The following is a 19,439-nucleotide window of genomic DNA, read 5'->3' as shown; positions in this document are numbered from 1 at the left end:
GGAGGGATGGCAATATGGCAAACAACAACGAGCAGCTGGCGACATTCGCCGGCGGCTGCTTCTGGTGCATGGTATCGCCGTTCGAGGAGCTGCCGGGCATCATTCGCGTCGTCTCCGGCTATACGGCCGGCCACGTGGAGAATCCGACCTACGATCAGGTGTGCGAAGGCAACACCGGCCATACGGAAGCCGTGCAGATCACGTACGATCCGGATGTCTTCCCGTACAGCAAGCTGCTGGATATCTACTGGCAGCAGGTCGATCCGACCGACGCGCTGGGACAGTTCGCCGACCGCGGCGATTCGTACCGGCCCGTCATCTTCTACCATACGGAGGAGCAGCGCAAGCTGGCGGAGGAATCCAAGCGCGCGCTGCAGGAAAGCGGCCGCTTCGACAAGCCGATCGTCGTGACGATCGAGCCGGCCGCTCCTTTCTACGAGGCGGAAGACTACCATCAGGACTACCACAAGACGCATCCGTTCCGCTACAAGATGTACCGCAGGGGCTCCGGCCGCGACCAGTTCATCGAAGAGCACTGGAAAATGGACAAGAACGAGGACGAGCTGCGCGCCCGGCTGACGCCGATGCAGTACGAGGTGACGCAAAACAGCGGCACCGAGCCGCCGTTCCAAAACGAGTTCTGGGACCACAAGGAAGAGGGCATCTACGTCGACATCGTCTCCGGCGAGCCGTTGTTCAGCTCGCTCGACAAGTACGATTCCGGCTGCGGCTGGCCGAGCTTCACGAAGCCGCTGGCCAAGCCGAGCATCAAGGAGAAGACGGATACGAGCCACTTCATGGTCCGCACCGAGGTGCGCAGCGCCGGCGCCGACTCCCACCTGGGCCATGTGTTCGACGACGGCCCCAAGGATCAGGGCGGCCTGCGCTACTGCATCAACTCCGCCGCGCTCCGGTTCGTACCCGTGTCGCAGCTGGAGGACGAAGGCTACGGCGAGTACCGGAGCCTGTTCCGCTAAGCGTTTTCGATCCGTCAAAAAAAGCTGCCTTCCGCCATTACGGCGGGGGCAGCTTTTTTGCGCTTGAAGCAGAGGGGAAAAAAGGCGGTGATAGATGCCCCTGAGCGGGTCAGTCAATACGTCCTAAAGCGGCGAGCCGCTCTTTTGCGAGATGCCGTCCAGGAAATACAGCTCGAACAGGCGCATGACGTCCTCCTCCTGGAACGGCCTGCCCGAGACGGACGGCCAGTCCACGACGAGCGTAATGAACAGCTTGACCAGCACATACGCCGTCAGCTGCGGATCGCAGGGCTTGATCTCGCCCTTGGCGACCGCGTCCTCGACATGCCGCGCGACGAACTCCAGCAGCGCCTCCTCCATCATGCGGATGCCGAAGCCGGCCGCGGCCGTGCCGATCTCCTTCATCTCCAGCGACAGCCTCGTGAACAGCTCATGCTCCCGTCGAAAGTTGAGCACGTCGAGCAAGGCGCGGTGCAGATTCTCGGCGAACGGCTTGGCCGGGTCGACCGCCTTTTCGGCGAGCTGCACGATCTCCTCCACGAACGCGTTCATGATCTCTTCGAACAGCTGCTCCTTGTTGTCGAAAAAGGTGTAGATCGTTCCTTTCCCGACACGCGCGATCTTGGCCACCTGGTCCATCGTCGTCGCCTTGTAGCCGAACAAGGCGAATGACCTGGCGGCGGCCTGGACGACCTCGGCTCTCCGATCGATCGACATCACGTGCAGACCTCCCGTATATGACTCTAGAACGAAAATGGTTCTTCTGGTCATTTTGATCGTAGCATAAGGTTTTTATACGGTAAACCGCCGTTTCCGGTTTCAGAAATGAAATCGCTTCAAGGGAAAAAAGCGGACAGGCGGCCGAAAAGAGCCGGTTGCATGTTGAAAACAAGCGTGATAAAGTAGGATTCTGACCAAATGACCAAAATAGATTTTTAGTCAGAGAGGAGAAGGGAATACCCATGAAGGCTGTGAAAACGATCGGCCAGGACTTGAAAGCGATGTTCAAGAAGCCGATGCTCGCCATCTCCTTCGTCGCCGTCGCGTTTGTTCCTATCCTATATAGCGGCTTTTTGATCGAGGCTTCCTGGGATCCGTACGGCCATCTGGACAAGATTCCGGTCGCGGTCGTGAACGAGGATCAAGGCACCGTGTACGAAGGGGAGCGGATGGATGTCGGCCAGGAGTTCGTCGACGAGCTGAAGAAGAACGGGAAGTTCGCCTGGAGCTTCGTCACGCCGGAGCAGGCGGCGCAGGGAATCGCCGGCAACGACTATTATATGGCGATCAAGATTCCGAAGGACTTTTCCGCCAAGGCCGCCACGCTTATGGACGATCAGCCGCAGCAGGCGGAGATCGTCTTCGAGCCGAACGGCGACTACAACTTCATCGCGGGCCAGATCGGCTCGACGGCGATGAAGGACGTCCGCGCGGAGCTGAATGCGAGCATCACGGAGGCGTATGCGCGCAGCATGCTGTCTCAGGTGAAGGAAGTGTCGGAGGGCTTCGCGGAAGCGGCGGACGGAGCCGGGGAGCTCAAGGACGGAGCCGGCAAGCTGGACGAGGGCGCACGCGCGCTCCAGGAAAATCTCGCCAAGCTTGCCGAGGGCACCGGCAAGCTCAAGGAAGGGGTATCGCCGCTCGTCGGCGGAGCGCTCAAGCTCAAGGACGGCACGGCGACGCTCGCCCAGGGCAGCGGCTCGCTCGCCTCCGGCCTGGCGCAGCTGCAGCAGGCGGGCGGACAGCTGACCGATGGCGCCGCCGCTGCCGACAATGGAGCGGCTCAGCTCGAGCAAGGGCTGGCGGCAACCGCCACAGGCGCGGCCAAGCTGCAGCAAGGGCTGCAGCAGTCGGAGCAGGGCAGCGCTAAGCTGGCGGACGGCCTCGAGCAGTCCGCGGCCGGCAGCGCCAAGCTGGCCGATTCGCTGGCGGCTGCGGAGGAAGCCGGCGGCAAGGTGTCGTCCGGCGCGGCCGAGCTGAGCGCCGGACTGGAGGCGCTGCTGCAGGCGAACCCGCAGCTGGCGGAGTCCGAGCAGGGCAAGCAGCTGCTCGCGGCGAGCAAGCAGCTGGCCGAGGGCAGCAGCCGGCTGAGCGCGGCCCAGCAGCAGCTGAGCGCGGGCGGCCGCCAGCTGGCGGACAGCCAGCAGCAGCTGGCGGCTGGCGCGGCCTCGCTGCATGACGCGCAGAGCCAGCTGCTGCAGGGCAGCGGCGAGCTGAGCGCGGGGCAGCAGCAGCTGCTCGCCGGCGCGAAGCAGCTGCACGCGGGCACGACGCAGCTGAGCGGCGGGCTGCAGCAGTTCGGCGCCAAGCTGGGCGAGGCTGCGAGCGGCAGCGCCGAGGTCGCCGGCGGCGCCAAGACGCTGAGCAGCGGCGCGACGCAGCTGACGAGCGGCATCGGCCAGCTGGCCGAGGGCGTCGGCACCGTCGCCGGCGGCGCGGTTCAGCTGGAGGACGGAGCCGTCCGGCTGCAGGACGGCACGCTCAAGCTCGTCGACGGCTCGGGCGAGCTGCAGAGCAAGCTCGGCGAGGCGGCCGACAAGACCGCCAGCGTCCACGACGGCGACGACACCGTGTCGATGTTCGCCGATCCGGTCCGCATCAAGGAAGACGACAGCCGCAAGGTCGAGAAATACGGCCTCGGCATCGCTCCGTACTTCATCTCGATCGCGCTGTTCGTCGGCGGCCTGTTCTTCACGACGGTCATCTCCTCGCGCGACTCGTTCCAAGCGGATGCGACGCGGCTCGGCCGCTTCCTCAGCCGCACGGCGACATACGTGCTGATGAGCGTCAGCCAGTCGCTGGCGGCGGTGCTGATTCTGCTGTACGGGCTGAAGCTCGACATCGGCAACGTGCCTCTGTTCATCGCCTTAGTGTTTGCCGCGAGCCTGACCTTTACTCTGATCATCCAGGCGCTCGTCACCTGGGGCGATCAGGTGGGCCGCTACGTGGCCGTCATCATCATGATTCTGCAGCTGACGTCCAGCGCGGGCACGTTCCCCAAGGAGCTGCTGCCGGACTGGATGCAGGCGGTCCATCCGTGGCTGCCGATGTCGCACAGCATCGCCGGCCTCAAGGCCGCCATCTCCAGCGGGGATGTCGCGGTCGTCTACGAGCAGCTGAGCTATCTCGGCATTTATGCCGCCATTGCGCTCGCCTTTACCGGCCTGTACTTCGCGGTGAAGGCGCGGCGAACCGCGGAGGCTACGCCTCTGGAGCGGGATGGAGCGCTGCAGGCTTGATCTTGAGAATAGCGTCCAAGTCGGGTTGATGAAGCCGGCTTGGATGCTTTTTTCATCAACGGCCTGGAGCTGTTGCTAGCGGCCGTCCTTCCGATCAGGACGGCCTCTTTTTTTTCGCTCGACAGGGATGCCCGCATCCCCGTCGAATGGAGGAGGAGCAAGCGCGGCGGGCTCTCCTCGGGCTTGGAAATCCATGTATTTGTGCGGAGGCGTCCGAATAGACTACACTTACTAAAGGAAGCGGCTGAAAAAATGAGCGGATGAGGAGGAGGAGCCATGCTGGACCGCATGAACGGCTGGATCGATTCGCTCGTCGCCGCGAGCGGCTTGGGCGGACCGGCCATCCTGCTGCTTACGATTCCGCTCGCCGTGCTGCAGGGGCTGTTCGGCTTCTTCCCGTTCGCGACGATCATCCTCATCCATATCTCGATCCTCGGCATCGCGGGCGGCCTGCTCGCCAGCTGGCTCGCCGGCACGGTGGCCGCGCTCGTCGTCTACCTGCTGTTCCGCTACTTCTTCTACGGCAAGGTGCAGCGGCGCTTCCAGGCGCGACTGGAGCGCTACGAGCGCTATCAGGCCGCGCTCGACGAGTACGGAGGCTGGATGGTCATCCTGCTGCGCACGATCCCGGTCATGCCCAACAACCTCATCTCGTTCATGTCGGCCATCGCGCCGGTCAAGCTCCTGCCCTATCTCTGGTCGTCGATCATCGGCAACCTGTCCCATATATGGATGTTCGGGCTCATCAGCAGCTCGCTCATTTTCCCTGGCCACGACCTGCGGCTGCTGATCGCCGCCTACCTTGCGTTCCTTCTGATCCTCTCGATCGCGTTCGCCGCGGTGCGGATTCGGAAGGCGTTTCGAAGACGAAAAATTTTGCGGATGGGCGGAGAGAACCCATCCACAAATATCCCGCTCTAGCACTGTGGATAAGCTTGGGATAAACGAGAAAGAGCCCGTCGGACGGGCTCTTTTTTGCTTATTCACAGCTGTGGGCAACCGCCTGTTTCAAGACCCGGATCTGGAGGGTAATGCCTGTCCATCGGCTTGACAACCACAATATATTGAGGTAAATTTAACTCCTAGCCTCTACATATGGATAATCAAGCACGAACTAGACAGGCTGTCAAGTCCCAAAAATAGCCTTTGGCCGGACGCCCGCAGGCATCCCCGGCACGCGTCGGACCGGAAGCGCCGGACGCGTCCGGGCAGCCGCTTTCCGCCCGAAGAGGCGGGGGAAGAGCAGGACGGGCGCAGCCATGCATCGACAACTCAGGCAAGGCCCGGACGGAGAGAGCACCCAACGAGTGACAGCTCCGATCGGGTTGTTTCGGCTGTTTCCGCAAGCCGCCTTGGCCGCTGCTTCGCCGTCGGAGCCCTGGTTTCTCCAGCTGGAGGAGCTACTAGATCTAGTAGCAGGGCTTTGCCGGCGAATTCGCCCCGAGACAGCCACAAAAGAGAGAAGGAGTGGACCGCATGCTCATCGCCTACACGTCCCGCACGGGCAACGTGCGCAAGTTCGTCAGCAAGCTCGGCTATCCGGCCGTGCAGATCAGCGATTCGACGACGATGGACGAGCCTTTCGTCCTGGTCACCTATACGACGGGATTCGGCGAGGTGCCGCCGGCGGTCGACGCCTTCCTCGAAAAGAACCGGACTTATCTGCGCGGCGTGTCGGCCAGCGGCAACCGCAACTGGGGAACCTGCTTCGCCGGCAGCGCGGACAAAGTCTCGGAGCGGTACGAAGTGCCGGTCATCTGCAAGTTCGAGCTGTCGGGGACGGCTCGGGATGTCGAACAATTCATGCGGGAGGTGCAGCCCCTTGCGGCATATTGAGCTGAACAACGAGATCATGAAGCGCGGAGCGGACGGATTCTTCAAGCTGGAAAAGGATAAGGAAGCCGTCGCGGCGTTCATGGAGGAAGTCCGGGCCAAAAGCCCTTCCTTCGCGAGCCATAAGGAGAAAATCGATTACCTGATCGAGAACGACTACTACGAGGACGTATACAAGCACTATTCCGAGCAGGAAGCGGTCGCCGTGTTCGAGCTGGCGCACAGCCTCGAGTTCGAATTCCCTTCCTATATGGCGGCATCCAAGTTCTACACGGACTACGCGATGCGCAGCAATGACCGCAGCCAGTTCCTCGAGCACTACCCGGACCGCGTCGCGATCACGGCGCTGCATCTCGGACGCGGCGACGCCGAGCTCGCCAAGTCGCTGGCCGTGTCGATGATGGAGCAGCGCCTGCAGCCGGCGACGCCGACGTTCCTCAATGCCGGCAAGAGCCGCCGCGGCGAGATGGTCAGCTGCTTCCTGCTGGAGATGGACGACTCGCTCAACTCCATCAACTACAACCTCTCGACCTGCATGCAGCTGTCCAAGATCGGCGGCGGCGTAGCGGTCAACCTGAGCAAGCTGCGCGGACGCGGCGAGCCGATCAAGGGCGTCGAGGGCGCGGCCAAGGGCATCATGCCGGTGCTCAAGCTGATGGAGGACGCCTTCTCCTACGCGGACCAGATGGGCCAGCGCAAAGGCTCCGGAGCGGCGTACTACAACATTTTCGGCTGGGACATCATGGAGTTCCTCGACAGCAAGAAGATCAACGCCGACGAGAAGACGCGCCTGAAGACGCTGTCGATCGGACTGATCGTGCCGAACCGCTTCTACAAGCTCGCCGAGGACAACCAGCCGCTGCATGTGTTCGCGCCGTTCTCCGTGTTCAAGGCGTACGGCAAGCATCTCGACGACATGGACATGGACGAGATGTATGACGAGCTGATGGCCAACCCGGCCGTCCGCAAGAAGCTCATCATGGGCGCGCGCGACATGCTGGTCAAGATCGCTACAATCCAGCTGGAGTCCGGCTATCCATACATCATGAACAAGAGCAACGCGAACCGCTTCCATGCGCTCAAGGATATCGGCAGCATCAAGATGTCCAACCTGTGCACGGAAATCTACCAGCTGCAGGAGACGTCGGAGATCGGCGACTTCGGCGAGCCGGATACGATCCGCCGCGACATCAGCTGCAACCTGGCCTCGCTCAACATCGCGAACGTCATGGCGCACGGCAAGATCCGCGAGACGGTGCAGGAGGGCATCGCCGGCCTGACGGCCGTCAGCGACATGACCCGCGTCTCCAACGCGCCGGGCGTCGTCAAGGCCAACGAGGAGATGCACTCCGTCGGCCTCGGCGCGATGAACCTGCACGGCTATCTGGCCAAGATGAAGATCGCCTACGAGAGCCCGGAAGCCCGCGACTTCGTCCGCACGTTCTTCATGATGATGAACTTCTACTCGCTCGACAAGAGCGCCGACATCGCCGCCGAGAAGAACGAGCGCTTCCGCGACTACGACCGCTCGGAGTATGCCAAGGGCACCTACTTCGACCGTTACCTGGCGACGGACTACCGTCCCGTGACGGACCGCGTCAAGGAGCTGTTCGCCGGCATCGAGATTCCTTCGCCGCAGGACTGGGCGGAGCTGAAGGCCAAGGTCGCCCGCCAAGGGCTGTACCACGCGTACCGCCTGGCGATCGCGCCGACGCAGAGCATCTCCTACGTGCAGAACGCGACTTCGAGCGTCATGCCGATCGTCGAGCCGATCGAGACGCGCACTTATGCGAACTCGACGACCTATTATCCGATGCCGTTCCTGTCGCAGGACAACTTCTTCTACTATAAATCGGCCTACGCGATGGATCAGTTCAAGGTCATCGACCTGATCGCCGAGATTCAGGAGCATGTCGATCAAGGCATCTCCGCCGTGCTGCACGTCAACAGCAGCGTGACGACGCGCGAGCTGGCCCGGTATTACCTGTATGCGGCCAAAAAGGGACTGAAGTCCCTCTATTACACCCGCACGAACCGGCTCGGCGTGGAGGAGTGCGTCAGCTGCGCGGTCTAATTTAAGGAGGAACCACCCATGAAACCGATCGATCTCGCCACGCCGGCAGCTCCGGCCTCTGGCGCCGCCGCTGCCGCGCCGCTGCGCGCCGTCAACTGGAACCGTCCCGACGACGACTTCACAGCGACGTTCTGGAGCCAGAACCTGATGCAGTTCTGGACGGACGAGGAGATTCCGCTGTCCGACGACAAGATGAGCTGGATGTACCTGAACGACCAGGAGCGCGACACGTACATGAAGGTGCTGGGCGGCCTGACGCTGCTCGATACGGTGCAGGGCGGCGTCGGCATGCCGAGCCTCGTCGAGCATGTCGAGGGACTTCAGCGCAAGGCGGTGCTCGGCTTCATGGGCATGATGGAGCAGATCCACGCCAAGTCGTACAGCAGCATCTTTACGACGCTCGCTTCGACGGAAGAGATCGACGCCGTATTCCGCTGGGTGGAGAAGCATCCGCAGCTGCAAAAAAAAGCTTCCGTCATCTCCGGCTACTACCGCAGCATCGAGTCGCCGCGCGACTTGTACATGGCGATGGCCGCTTCCGTGCTGCTCGAGAGCTACCTGTTCTACAGCGGCTTCTTCTACCCGCTCTATCTCGCCGGCCAAGGCAAGATGACGAGCAGCGGCGAGATCATCGACCTGATCCTGCGCGACGAGAGCATCCACGGCCTGTACGTGGGCGTGCTCGCGCAAGAGGTGCATGCGTCGCTGAGCGAGCAGGAGCAGGCGGAGACGCTGCAGGAGCTGGACCGGCTGCTGCGCGAGCTGCATGCCAACGAGGAGCAGTACACGGACGAGCTCTACGTCGGCATCGGCCTGCAGGACGAGGTCAAGAAGTTCGTTCGCTACAACGCCAACAAGGCGATGATGAACCTCGGCCTGGAGCCGATCTTCGAGGACGAGGACATCAATCCGATCGTGCTCAACGGCATCAGCACCCGGACGAAGCAGCATGACTTCTTCTCCAAAAAGGGCAACGGCTATGTCCGTACGCTCAACGTCGAGCCGCTGCGCGACGAGGATTTCCTCTTCGACTTCTAGATTCGGACTCAAACAAACGGCAAGCCCCCCGGAAAAGCGCGCCTAGCGCGGTTTTCCGGGGGGCTTTTTTGCGGACTGGAGCCGGTCGGCAGCGTTATTCCTCTTCTTCCTCGATCAGCACTTGAACGGTGTTGGAGAGGGCCACCTGCGGAAGACGGCTGCCGTTCGGCAGCAGAAGCTCATAGCCGGCCGAAGCGGAGTTGACGACGACCGGGATCGGCGGCGCGAACGCGGCGAGCACCTGGAAGGCGACGATGACGGTGCTTCCTGCTGGAACGGCGCCGATCGGGATGCGGGACGGCGTCAGCTCGGGGGGCAGAGCCGTGCCGCCGACGGTCAGGCTGCCGGGCACGAATTGAAGTCCCGCGGCCAGAGCGTCGTAGACGATGACATTTTCGATCGGCTGCGTGTTGGGATTGAGCACGGCGAGCTCGAAGCGCACGGAGCCGCCGACCGTGACGGTCGAGACGCTGGCTCGCTTGACCAGCGAAGCGAGCGCCAGCACGGGCACGGTGACCGGATTGGTAGTGATTGTCTGCGTGAAGATCCGTCCATTCGGCAGGATGAACGTCAGATCGAGCCGCGCCTGGTTGACCAGCACGCCTCCGGGAGGGAAAGAGACGACCTTGAGCTTGAACGTTACGGTCGCCGTGCTGTTCGCCTCGACCGTGCCGACGAAGGCTCTCGTCTGCGTGTTCGCCCCTGGCACCGGCACGCCGTCGAGCTGAAGGCTGTTCTCGACAAAAACGCTGCCTTCCGGGAGATGGTCGCTCCAGATGATGTCTGCGTTGTAATTGCCGGTAATGGTGATGTCCACCTCATACAGCACCTCGTCGCCGACGAAGGCGAACGGAGTCAGCGCCCGCTTGATCGCCGTGACGGAAGGATTCGCGACCGAGACGACGACGAGGTTGGAGAGCGAGGCAACCGTCGTGCCTCCTGAGGTGAAGGTGGCCGTCGCGACATCGTCCACATCGTAATCGGGCTCGTTCAGCGAGACGACCTCTTCCACGAACGTCAGCACGGCTTGCTGGCCGGGAGCGAGCGTGCCGAGGCTGACTCCTGCGGCGATGTTCCCGGCCGACGGCACGCCGTTCACGGCGAGGCTGCCCGGGACGAAGACGGCTCCGGGCGTCGTGTCGTCGGTGACGACGACATTCGTCGCCGGCCCGGCGGAAACGTTCTCCACGACGATCGTGTACGTGATGCGGTCCCCGACGAGCGCATAGGTCTGGGAGGCGGACTTGACGACCGAGAGCTGCGGATTCGTCTCCAGAATCGTGACGAGGTTGGACAACGCCGTGCCGGAGCCGGTCGCGCCGGAAGGGGAGCTGAACGTGAAGGCGGCCGAAGCCTGATTGTCGAACTGTCCGTCCGGCGGCGATGACGTCAGCAGCACGTCGTAGCTGACGGAAACCGTTCCGCCCGGAGCGACCGTGCCGGCCGCGATGCCCGTCGTCGGATCGGCTCCCGGAACGAGGATGCCGTCGACCCGCGCCGTATCGGGCACAAAGGAGCTGTAGGCGTTCAACGGGTCGACGATCGTGACGGCCGCAGCGACGTTGCCCGTATTGGTCGCCGTGACGGAGTAGGAAACGACATCGCCGACCGCGGCGACCGTGACGGACGCCCGCTTCGTCAAGCCGATGACCGGCTGCAGCACCTCCAAGTCGACCGGATTGGACGCGGAGCTGTTCGGCGCGCCGAAATACGTGAACGCGAGCGAGGCTTCGTTCGTCAGCACCGGAGGCTCCGGAGCGGAAAGGACGAGGAGCTGGAACGTCACCGTCGCTGTCGCGCCGGAGGCAAGCGTGCCGAGCGGGATGCCGGAAGCCGGATTCGCGGCTGGATTCGGCACGCCGCCAACGACGACGCTTCCCGTCACGAACGCGTAGCCGTTTGGAATCGTGTCCGTCAGGACGGCGTTGTCGATCGGACCGATGCTCTCGTTGGCGACGGAGACGGTGAACGTGACCGTCTGGCCGATGATCGCGCTGCTGGCGTCGGCCGATTTTTCGACGGGCACGATCGGCGGGTTGACCGGAGCGACGACCGGAATGACGACTGTGTTCGACGGCGTCTCGCCTGTCAGCGTGCGGCCGTCCGGCGGCTGGTACGTGTAGTCGGCGGTCGACTGGTTGACGAGCGTGCCGGCCGGCGGGATGGAGGTCGCCTGCACTTCGAACGTAACGACGGCGGACTCGCCTGGACCGACAGGGCCGACCGCGATGCCGGTGACCGGGTTTTCGCCCGGAGCGGGGACGCCGCTTATGGTGACGCTGTTCGGCACATAGGTCGATCCCGCCGGAATCGGATCGACGATCGTCACGTTCGCCGCGATGTTGCCGCTGTTTTCAACTAGCAGCGAGTAGGTCACGATGCCGCCGAGCGGAACGGGGGACGGGCTGCCGCTTTTGACGAGCGTAAGGATCGGCTGATAAACGGGGATGCGCACGATGTTGGACGGCACGAACGTGGAGATGACGGGCGAGTCGGGCGTCGGCTGATACGTATAGGCGACGCGGCCTTGATCGTCCAGCGTCCCGCTGAACGGCACCGCCGTCACTTTGTACTTGAACGTGATGACGGCCGTGGCACCGGGAGCGAGCGAGCCGACGGTCACGCCGGTGTCGGGATCGGCGCCGGGCAGAGGCGTGCCGTTCAAGGTGACGCTGCCGGCCACGAAGGAGGAGGCGGTTTCGTCGATGCCGTCGGTTACTTGAACGTTGGTTGCCGTCACGCTGCCGGTATTGCGCACGGTCAGCGTGTAGGTGATGCTGTCGCCGACGACGGCATCGCTGACAGAGGCCGATTTGACGATCGTCAGGATCGGCTGCGTGATGTCGATCTGGATGCCGATGGAGTCGACGAGATAGCCGTCTCCGCTCGTCGTCAGCTGCAAGACGGCGGAGGTCTGGGCGTTCAGCAGCGTGCCGGCCAGGCTGACATTGGTCACGTCATAGCCTTGCCGGCCGGCCGGGATGTTCGAGCCGGGATTGCCGTTGATCTGGTTGCGCGTGCCGAACGTGCCGGAGGTGTCGAGCAGACCGGCGTCGTTATTGATCTGCGAAGCGAAAAAGTTGTTGGCGAAGTTGTTCGGACCCGACAGCGTCGTCAGCGTCGCGGCCGTCGGCCCGAACCGGGCCTGGTCGCCGTTCTTGTTGGCGTCGCCTTCCTGGGCGCTGATCGCGGCTCTGGCGTCCAGCGGGCCTTGAAAAGGAGTGGCGAAGCCGGTGACGACCGTGCTGACCGGTCCCGATGTCGACAGGATGACGGCCGCGCCGACGCGGATCGACAGATTGCGCAGCGGCATCGACGGATCGGCGTATGCGACGGCGAGCGTCCACATGGCATGATTGGACGTCGGATCGGGCACGACGATCGTGCCTACGACTCCGCTCGTCGTATACGCGCCTGCTCCTGCCGTCTGCACGATCGAGGTGACGTCGGCCGAACGGACGTAAGCGTAGCCGGGAGGATAGGGAGGGCTGTTGGACAGCAGCACCTCGAACGCCGTCGCCGGGTCCGGAGCGATGCTGGCCGATCCGAGCGGCGTCGTCAAGGTGACCGGATCGTTCAGGAACGAGCTGAGATTGACGCCGTTGTTGATGTACATGCCGCCCCAGATGAGCTCGGCATAAAGCACGCTGCTCCTGGCAGGAAGATTCAGCAGCGCCGTCGAGCTGTTCTGCTGGAAATTCGATGTCGTCCCGGCCGGGTAAAGGCCGAATTTCTGCGTGGTGTCGATCGTCGTAAAGGCGCCGATGCTGTCCACGGTGCCGGGCACTCCGACCGTGTTCGACCGGCTGAGGCCGAGCGTGTTTCCCGTATAGGTGATCGCTCCATTTTGGTTCAACAGGAATCGGTTGACAAAGGGCATTTTTGAAATCCTTTCCGCCGCTGCTCGCCGGCATGAAGTCACCCCTCACATCTATGCCGAAACGAGCGAATTATGCGGAAAATCAAAAAAGCTCCCCCGATGCCCGGTCGGGAGAGCGGATTCAACAAGCTGGATTACTTGAGCTCGATGATTTCGTTGATGTTGCGGATTTTCAGCGCATCGGCGATGGAGCTCAGATGATAGATGTTGATCGTGCCGCGCTGCAGATGGCAAATTTCCGTGATGACATTCGGACGCACGCCGGCCAGACGGGCCAGCGCCCCTTTGGTCAGCGGCTTGTACAGCCGTTTTGCGTCGCTGGCCAGCTCCGCGTAGGCACGGATGGGAAGAAGCGTGTTCGTCGACTCGTCGATGAAGTACTGGCGAATCAGCGTTTCCAGATTGCTTTGGATGCGATGGGTCGCTTTGTCATACGTACTGGTTGTGCTCATAGCAAACTCCCTTTCCTTATTATGTAAGTCCAATGACCTAGTTGATTGTTATATCGGATGAATAACGGGAGATTTGCACTATTTTTATCATCATTTTTAAGTTTTCTTTCGTTCTTACCGATTTTGCTTTCCTCGAAAAGCGAACAAAAAGAGACCGCCGACCCACCCGATCGAATCGGGGAGGACGACGGTCCGTCTCAGCTTGATTTCCAGCTGACGAGGATGGCGGCGATCAGGTCGAGCTTGCCGCGAGCCGCTTGGACGAGCGGATCTCGCGCGCGGCGGCGACCATATTGTGGAGGGAGGCGGCGGTTTCTTCGCGGCCGCGCGTCTTGAGGCCGCAGTCCGGATTGATCCAGAACAGCTCGGGATCGAGGCTGCGCAGGGAGCGCTCGATCATCGAGACCATCTCGGAGACGGACGGCACGCGCGGGCTGTGGATGTCGTAGACGCCGAGGCCGATGCCTTTTTCATAGGTGTTCTCCTCGAAGCTGTGGATCAGCTCGCCATGGGAGCGGGACGTCTCGATCGAGATGACGTCGGCATCCAGGTCGCGAATTGTATCAATGATATCGGAGAACTCGCAATAGCACATATGGGTATGGATCTGCGTCGTATCCGTCACGCCGGTCGTAGCAAGGCGGAAGGCGTCGACGGCGGCGCGCAGCTCCTCGGGCCAGCGGCTTTTCTTGAGCGGCAGCCCTTCGCGCAGCGCCGGCTCATCGACCTGGATCATGCCGATGCCGGCGTTTTCCAGCTCGGCCACCTCCTTGCGGAGCGCGAGCGCGATCTGCAGCGCCACCTCGCTGCGCGGCAGGTCGTTGCGCACGAACGACCAGTTGAGGATCGTGATCGGGCCGGTAAGCATGCCTTTGACCGGCTTGCTCGTGAGCGACTGCGCATAGACGGTTTCCTGGACCGTCATCGGGTCGACGAAGTCGACGTCGCCGTAGATGACCGGAGGCTTCACGCAGCGGGAGCCGTACGACTGCACCCAGCCGTTCGACATGAAGGCGAAGCCGGCAAGCTTCTCTCCGAAAAATTCGACCATGTCGGTGCGCTCGAACTCGCCGTGCACGAGCACGTCGAGGCCGATCTGCTCCTGCAGCGAGATCCAGTCCTGGATCTGATCGCGGATGAACGTCTCGTAGGAGGCTTCGTCCAGCGTGCCCTTGCGCCACTTGGCGCGGGCGGAACGGATCTCCGCCGTCTGCGGGAAGCTGCCGATCGTGGTCGTCGGCAGCAGCGGCAGCTGCCAGCGCTTCTGCTGCTCGACGCGGCGCTCGGCGAAGGCGCTCGTCCGCTCGGAGCGCTTGCCGCCGTGCTGCTCTACGCTCGCTCGCACCGACGCGACGCGACGCTCCGGCAGCGCGTCGAACGCGGCGAGCGCTTCACGGCTGGCGGCGAAGCCGGCCGTCACCGTCTCGTCCTGCTCGTCTGCTGCGAGCGAGGCGGCAGAAGCGAGCAGCGCCAGCTCGGCGAGCTTCTCGTCGGCTCCGGCCAGCGCGCCCTGCAGCGCCGGATCGAGCTTCGCTTCGCCGGCCAGGGAGACCGGCACATGCAGCAGGCTGGACGACGGCTGCAGCAGCAGGCGCTCGGCCGGCACGACGGCTTGCAGCTGGCGGACGAGCGCCAGCGCCGCGTCGAGATCGGCGCGCCAGATGCCGCGGCCGTCGAGGATGCCGGCGGCGAGCGTCAGCTCCTGCGGGAAGCCGTGCTCGGCAATAGCCTGTAGGTTGCGGCCGCGGTCATGGACGAAGTCGAGGCCGATGGCGGCGACCGGCAGGCTTGTCAGCGCCTGGTAGTCGTCCGGAGCGTCGAAGTACGTCTGCACGATCAGCTTCAGCTCGGGAGCGGCCTTCGCCAGCTCGGCGTAGATGTGCTGCAGTCGCGCCGCGTCGCCTTCGGCGAGATCGCCGCAGACGACCGGCTCGTCGAGCTGCGCCCACGCGGCTCCGGCCTCCTGGAGCTCGGCCAGCACCTGGCCGTACAGCGGCAGCAGGCGGTCCAGCCAGGCGTCCGTCTCGGCAGCGGCGTAGCCTTTGGACAGCTTGAGGAACGTCAGCGGTCCGATCAGCACCGGCTTGCCGTCGATGCCGAGCTTCTCCTTGGCTTCGCGGTACGCCTGCAGCGGCAGGTTGGCCGTCAGGGCAGGCTCGGCGCCGCCGAGCTCGGGCACGATGTAGTGGTAGTTCGTGTTGAACCACTTCGTCATCTCGCAGGCTGTCGCCGAAGCGTTGCCGCGAGCCATCGAGAAGTAGAGCGCGAGCGGCACCTCGCCGCCCTCGTAGCCGTAGCGCTGCGGCACGATGCCGAACATCGCCGCCGTGTCCAGCACGCGGTCATAAAACGTGAAGTCGCCGACCGGAATCAGGTCGAGGCCGGACTGCTGCTGGCGGCGCAGCCGCTCCAGGCGGATCGCCTCCATCTCCTGCTGGAACTGCGGCTCCTCGATCTTGCCGGACCAGAACGCCTCCAGCGTCTTTTTCCATTCCCGATTCTCCCCGATATTGGGATAGCCGAGGCTGCTGCTCTTCACCGTGCTGCCCATTGCTTCCAACCTCCTGTTGCAGGCCGTTCGCCTGTCTCGAATATAGGCTTCATTATGCCGAAGCGGCGGCGATCTGCCTAATTGCAAATAGGAATAGCTGGTTATAGCCTGCGGTTAGGAGCCCGAATGGATTTCCGCTAAAAAACCATTGTTGCCTTGCCCTCGGAAGCCTATAATGTTAGATAATCTAACATTAGAATGGATCTCGCGGCCGGGAGAGGGCGACCGGCCAGGCAAGAACGAGGAGGCGGCAAGCATGCATATGACGGTCGAAGAGGCGATGTCCGTATTTCCGCTGTCGGAGGGCAGGCTCGTAGCGGGAGCCGCAGGCAAGGGACGGATCGTGAAATCCGTCAACGTCATGGATGCGCCGGACATCTGGGATTGGATCAAGGAAGGCGAGATGCTGCTGACGACCGGCTACCTCATCAAGGACGACCCGGAGGGCGGGGCGGGGCTGCTGCGCCAGCTCGAGCGCCGCGGCTCGTCGGGACTCGGCATCAAGCCGGGACGCTTCTGGCCGCAAATTCCGGCGGAGCTGATCGCGGCCGCCGACGAGCTCGGATTCCCGCTCATCGAGCTTCCGTACGCCTACACGTTCTCGGATCAGATGAACGGGCTGTACCGGGCGGAGATGCAGCGCAGCACGACTGCCCTGCAGGCGGCGCTCGACAAGCAGAAGCAGCTGATGCGCTTCGCCATGCAGAGCGATCCGATCCGACATCTGCTTGACGAGATCGCCGGCGTCGTCGGCTATCCGCTCGCCGTCGTCGACCGCAGCGGCGAGATGATCTACAATTCCAGCCGCGTCGAGGCGGCGGCGCTGCTGCAGGGCTGGCCGTGGACGGCGGGGCGCCATCCGTGGACGAAGGGCGACGGGTGGCATTGCTGCCGGATTCCGCTGGAGACGGAAGGCGGCGCCGGGCAGGACGTCCAGGGCTTTGCCTGCTTCGTGACGGAGGAGCCCTTTTTCACGACGCTGGAAGAAAGCCTGTTCCATCAGGCGGCGCAGCTGATCGCCTACCAGCTGGAAGCGCGGCACGCGGCCGCCGGCAGCGCGGCGCGCAGCTACGAGGCGCTCGTCCGCAGCTATCTGGAGGGCGGCATCGCCGCGTCGGAGCTGGCGGCGCACGGAGGTACGGCGGAGTCGGCGGCCATCTCCGGCGCGTATGTGCCCGTGCTGACCGATGCGGGCTCGGCGCCGGACGAGGCGGCGTGGGAGGCGCGCCTGGAGCGGACGCGGCTCGAGTATGCCCGGCATCCGCAGCTCGGGCGCTGCGGCGCGCTCCATGTGCGGCTTGAGGAAGGGCTGCTCTCGCTGTTCCCGGAGCCGGCGGCGGGCGAGCAGCTGGAGGCGCAGCTGGCCGCATGCGCGGCGAGCCTGCGCAAGGAATCGGGCGGCGCGGCGCGAGTCGTCGTCGGCAGCCGCCGCATCGGGGAAGCCGCGCTGGCCGGCGCCTGGACGGAGCTCAAGGAGGCGCTGCGCATGGCGCGCCGCTGGGGCGTGTCCGAGGCCGTCGTGCCTGCCCGGCGGATGGAGCTGGCGGCCTTGTTCGAGGACGTGCCCGCAAGCCGCATCGCCGCCTACTGCGACCGGGTGCTCGAGGGGCTGCTGCGCAAGGAGCCGGAGTACAGCCAGGAGATGCTGCGCACGCTCGAGGTGTATCTCGAGCAGGACGGCCAGCTGGCCGAGACGGCCAAGAAGCTTTATATCCACCGCAATACCGCCTCGTATCGACTGGAGCGGATCAGCGACCTGCTCGGCGTCGACCTCAAGAAGACGGACGACCTGCTGCGGCTGAAGCTGGCGTTCCGACTGCGCGGCTTCGGCGCGCTGCCGGCGTCGGCTGTGCCGAGCAAGGCGGCCCGGGCGGAGGCCGAGACGGCGGCGGGGGATCATCCGGCTGGTCATGCGTCCGGCCGCGCGCCTGGGCGGCGCAAGGCGACCTAGAGCGCAGAGAGGGGGAGCAGGCATGGATGCAGGACGGGTTTTGGAAGGCTGGAACGGATCGGAGCCGTTCGTGCTGGCGACGATCGTGGAGGCGGCCGGCCATTCGTATCGCAAGCCGGGCGCGTGCATGCTGCTCGGCCGCGATGGGCGTCGCCGCGGCAGCGTCAGTCCCGGCTGCCTGGAGGCGGATCTGGCTCAGCGCGCCGAGATGCTGCTGGATGAGTCGGAGCGCGGCGCAGGCGGGGAGCCGAGCTGGCAGCGGGTGCTTTACGACATGAGCTCGCCGGACGATCTGCTGTGGGGCGAGGCGACCGGCTGCGGCGGCTCGCTGACGGTGCTGCTGGAGCGGATCGAGGGCGAGCTGGCGGACGTGCTGCGGCAGGCGGCGGGACTGCAGGATGACCGGTGGCTGGAGCGCCGCCTGCATCCGGGACGCATCGGCTACCGGCTGCTCGATCAGCCGCTCTGTCCGGCGGAGGCAGGCGACGAGAATGTCGTCCGTTATGTGACGCATCTGGCAGCGCGCCCGCGGCTGATCCTGTTCGGCGCCGGAGACGACAGCATCCCGATCGCCGAGCTGGCGCTGCGCGCGGGCTTCCGCGTCGTCGTCGCCGACTGGCGGGAGGGGATGTGCGCGCCGGGGCGGTTCCCGGACTGCGAGCTGCGCATCGGCTCGCCGGCAGAGCTGCTGGACGCGCTGCGCATCGGCACGGCCGACTATGTGCTGCTGTGCAGCCATCGGCTCCGCTTTGAGCGCGAGCTGCTGGAGCGCCTGGCGGCGGCGCCGCCGCGTTATGCCGGCGTGCTCGGCTCCCGCCGGCGGATCGCGCTGCTGCGGGACGGCCTCGATTATCCGGGCTTGATCTCCGGTCCGGTCGGGCTCGACATCGGCGGCGACGGCGCCGAGGAGATCGCGCTCAGCATCGCGGCGGAGCTCGTTGCCGTGCGGCGGCGCGGCGCGCTGCCGCAGCTGGCGCTGACGCGGCAGCCGGCCGCGGCCGTGCCCTTGGAGCGCATGCGCGAGGAAGGCAAGGCGGCTGCGAGCGTCGCGCTGGCGGGAGGGAGCGTGAAGGCGGCTGCGGGCGTCGCGCTGACGGGAGGGAGCGTGAAGGCGGCTGTGGGCGGCGCTGACGTCGGGACGGCAGCGCTCGCGAGCGGCAGGAGCTCCGACGCGGCTTATTCCAACGGTAGTGCCGGGCTCCTGGCGGATAGCTGCCTGCTGCAGCCGGGTCGCGTCATCGCCGAGGGAGGCGGCGGCTGATGGCGACGGCGGGACAGATCGGACGCGGGATCGGAGCCGGAATCAGCAACGGGCCGACGAGCGGAAGCGTGGTCGGCACCTGGAGCGTAGACGGGATCGGAACCGGTACAGGAAACGAGCGCGGAATCGGGAACGGGATCGGGACCGGTAACGGAATCGGCAACAGGATCGGCAACAGGATCG

At 64.3% G+C, this 19,439-nt stretch carries 12 protein-coding genes; 8 read left to right on the top strand and 4 right to left on the bottom strand.

The window, feature by feature from the left end; genetic code table 11:
• Nucleotides 1–14 precede the first annotated feature (14 nt).
• Complete coding sequence (msrB, locus tag NYE40_RS19585; RefSeq protein WP_028598326.1) at nt 15–977, top strand: peptide-methionine (R)-S-oxide reductase MsrB; 963 nt, start codon at nt 15–17, stop codon at nt 975–977.
• Between the two features lie 123 nt (nt 978–1,100).
• Here msrB and NYE40_RS19580 read toward each other — a convergent pair whose 3' ends face one another.
• Entirely contained in the window at nt 1,101–1,694 is a 594-nt protein-coding gene (locus tag NYE40_RS19580) for a TetR/AcrR family transcriptional regulator (protein ID WP_028598325.1), read from the bottom strand.
• 245 nt (nt 1,695–1,939) lie between these two features.
• Here NYE40_RS19580 and NYE40_RS19575 point away from each other — a divergent pair, with 245 nt between their 5' ends.
• The 5 genes from NYE40_RS19575 to nrdF all read left to right on the top strand — a co-directional run bounded on the left by NYE40_RS19575 (nt 1,940) and on the right by nrdF (nt 9,161).
• Nucleotides 1,940–4,216 (top strand): YhgE/Pip domain-containing protein, encoded by a 2,277-nt coding sequence (locus tag NYE40_RS19575; RefSeq protein WP_339278816.1) that lies wholly within the window; start codon nt 1,940–1,942, stop codon nt 4,214–4,216.
• 276 nt (nt 4,217–4,492) lie between these two features.
• Nucleotides 4,493–5,137 (top strand): VTT domain-containing protein, encoded by a 645-nt coding sequence (locus NYE40_RS19570; RefSeq protein WP_228551680.1) that lies wholly within the window; start codon nt 4,493–4,495, stop codon nt 5,135–5,137.
• A gap of 555 nt (nt 5,138–5,692) precedes the next feature.
• Nucleotides 5,693–6,052 carry a class Ib ribonucleoside-diphosphate reductase assembly flavoprotein NrdI gene (gene nrdI / locus NYE40_RS19565; protein WP_028598323.1) on the top strand — a complete coding sequence of 120 codons (360 nt, stop codon included), beginning with the start codon at nt 5,693–5,695 and terminating at the stop codon, nt 6,050–6,052.
• Nucleotides 6,039–8,123 (top strand): class 1b ribonucleoside-diphosphate reductase subunit alpha, encoded by a 2,085-nt coding sequence (gene nrdE, locus NYE40_RS19560; RefSeq protein WP_028598322.1) that lies wholly within the window; start codon nt 6,039–6,041, stop codon nt 8,121–8,123. The genes nrdI and nrdE overlap by 14 nt, the downstream gene beginning before the upstream one ends.
• Before the next feature lie 81 nt (nt 8,124–8,204).
• Nucleotides 8,205–9,161 (top strand): class 1b ribonucleoside-diphosphate reductase subunit beta, encoded by a 957-nt coding sequence (nrdF, locus tag NYE40_RS19555; RefSeq protein WP_028598321.1) that lies wholly within the window; start codon nt 8,205–8,207, stop codon nt 9,159–9,161.
• Nucleotides 9,162–9,255: 94 nt separating this feature from the next.
• Here nrdF and NYE40_RS19550 read toward each other — a convergent pair whose 3' ends face one another.
• The 3 genes from NYE40_RS19550 to metE all read right to left on the bottom strand — a co-directional run bounded on the left by NYE40_RS19550 (nt 9,256) and on the right by metE (nt 16,044).
• Nucleotides 9,256–13,041: a hypothetical protein gene (locus NYE40_RS19550; protein WP_339278815.1), complete on the bottom strand. Its 3,786-nt coding sequence runs from the start codon at nt 13,039–13,041 to the stop codon at nt 9,256–9,258.
• 134 nt (nt 13,042–13,175) lie between these two features.
• Nucleotides 13,176–13,493, bottom strand: coding sequence for a hypothetical protein (locus NYE40_RS19545; protein ID WP_043111142.1), 318 nt, complete (start codon nt 13,491–13,493; stop codon nt 13,176–13,178).
• Nucleotides 13,494–13,725: 232 nt separating this feature from the next.
• Nucleotides 13,726–16,044: a 5-methyltetrahydropteroyltriglutamate--homocysteine S-methyltransferase gene (metE, locus tag NYE40_RS19540; protein WP_339278814.1), complete on the bottom strand. Its 2,319-nt coding sequence runs from the start codon at nt 16,042–16,044 to the stop codon at nt 13,726–13,728.
• A 256-nt stretch (nt 16,045–16,300) separates the two neighbouring features.
• On the opposite strand from metE, the gene NYE40_RS19535 reads away from it, so the two are divergent.
• Together NYE40_RS19535 and NYE40_RS19530 are read left to right on the top strand one after the other, a co-directional pair.
• Entirely contained in the window at nt 16,301–17,995 is a 1,695-nt protein-coding gene (locus NYE40_RS19535; RefSeq protein WP_084136958.1) for a PucR family transcriptional regulator, read from the top strand.
• Nucleotides 17,996–18,017: 22 nt separating this feature from the next.
• Complete coding sequence (locus NYE40_RS19530) at nt 18,018–19,256, top strand: XdhC/CoxI family protein (protein WP_052333099.1); 1,239 nt, start codon at nt 18,018–18,020, stop codon at nt 19,254–19,256.
• Nucleotides 19,257–19,439 lie beyond the last annotated feature (183 nt).

Origin of the sequence: Paenibacillus sp. FSL W8-1187, from assembly GCF_037965485.1 — a bacterium.
Taxonomy (GTDB): domain Bacteria; phylum Bacillota; class Bacilli; order Paenibacillales; family Paenibacillaceae; genus Paenibacillus_O; species Paenibacillus_O pasadenensis.
The sequence above is the reverse complement of the archived record's forward strand: the minus strand, read 5'-3'. Positions and strand labels throughout refer to the sequence as shown.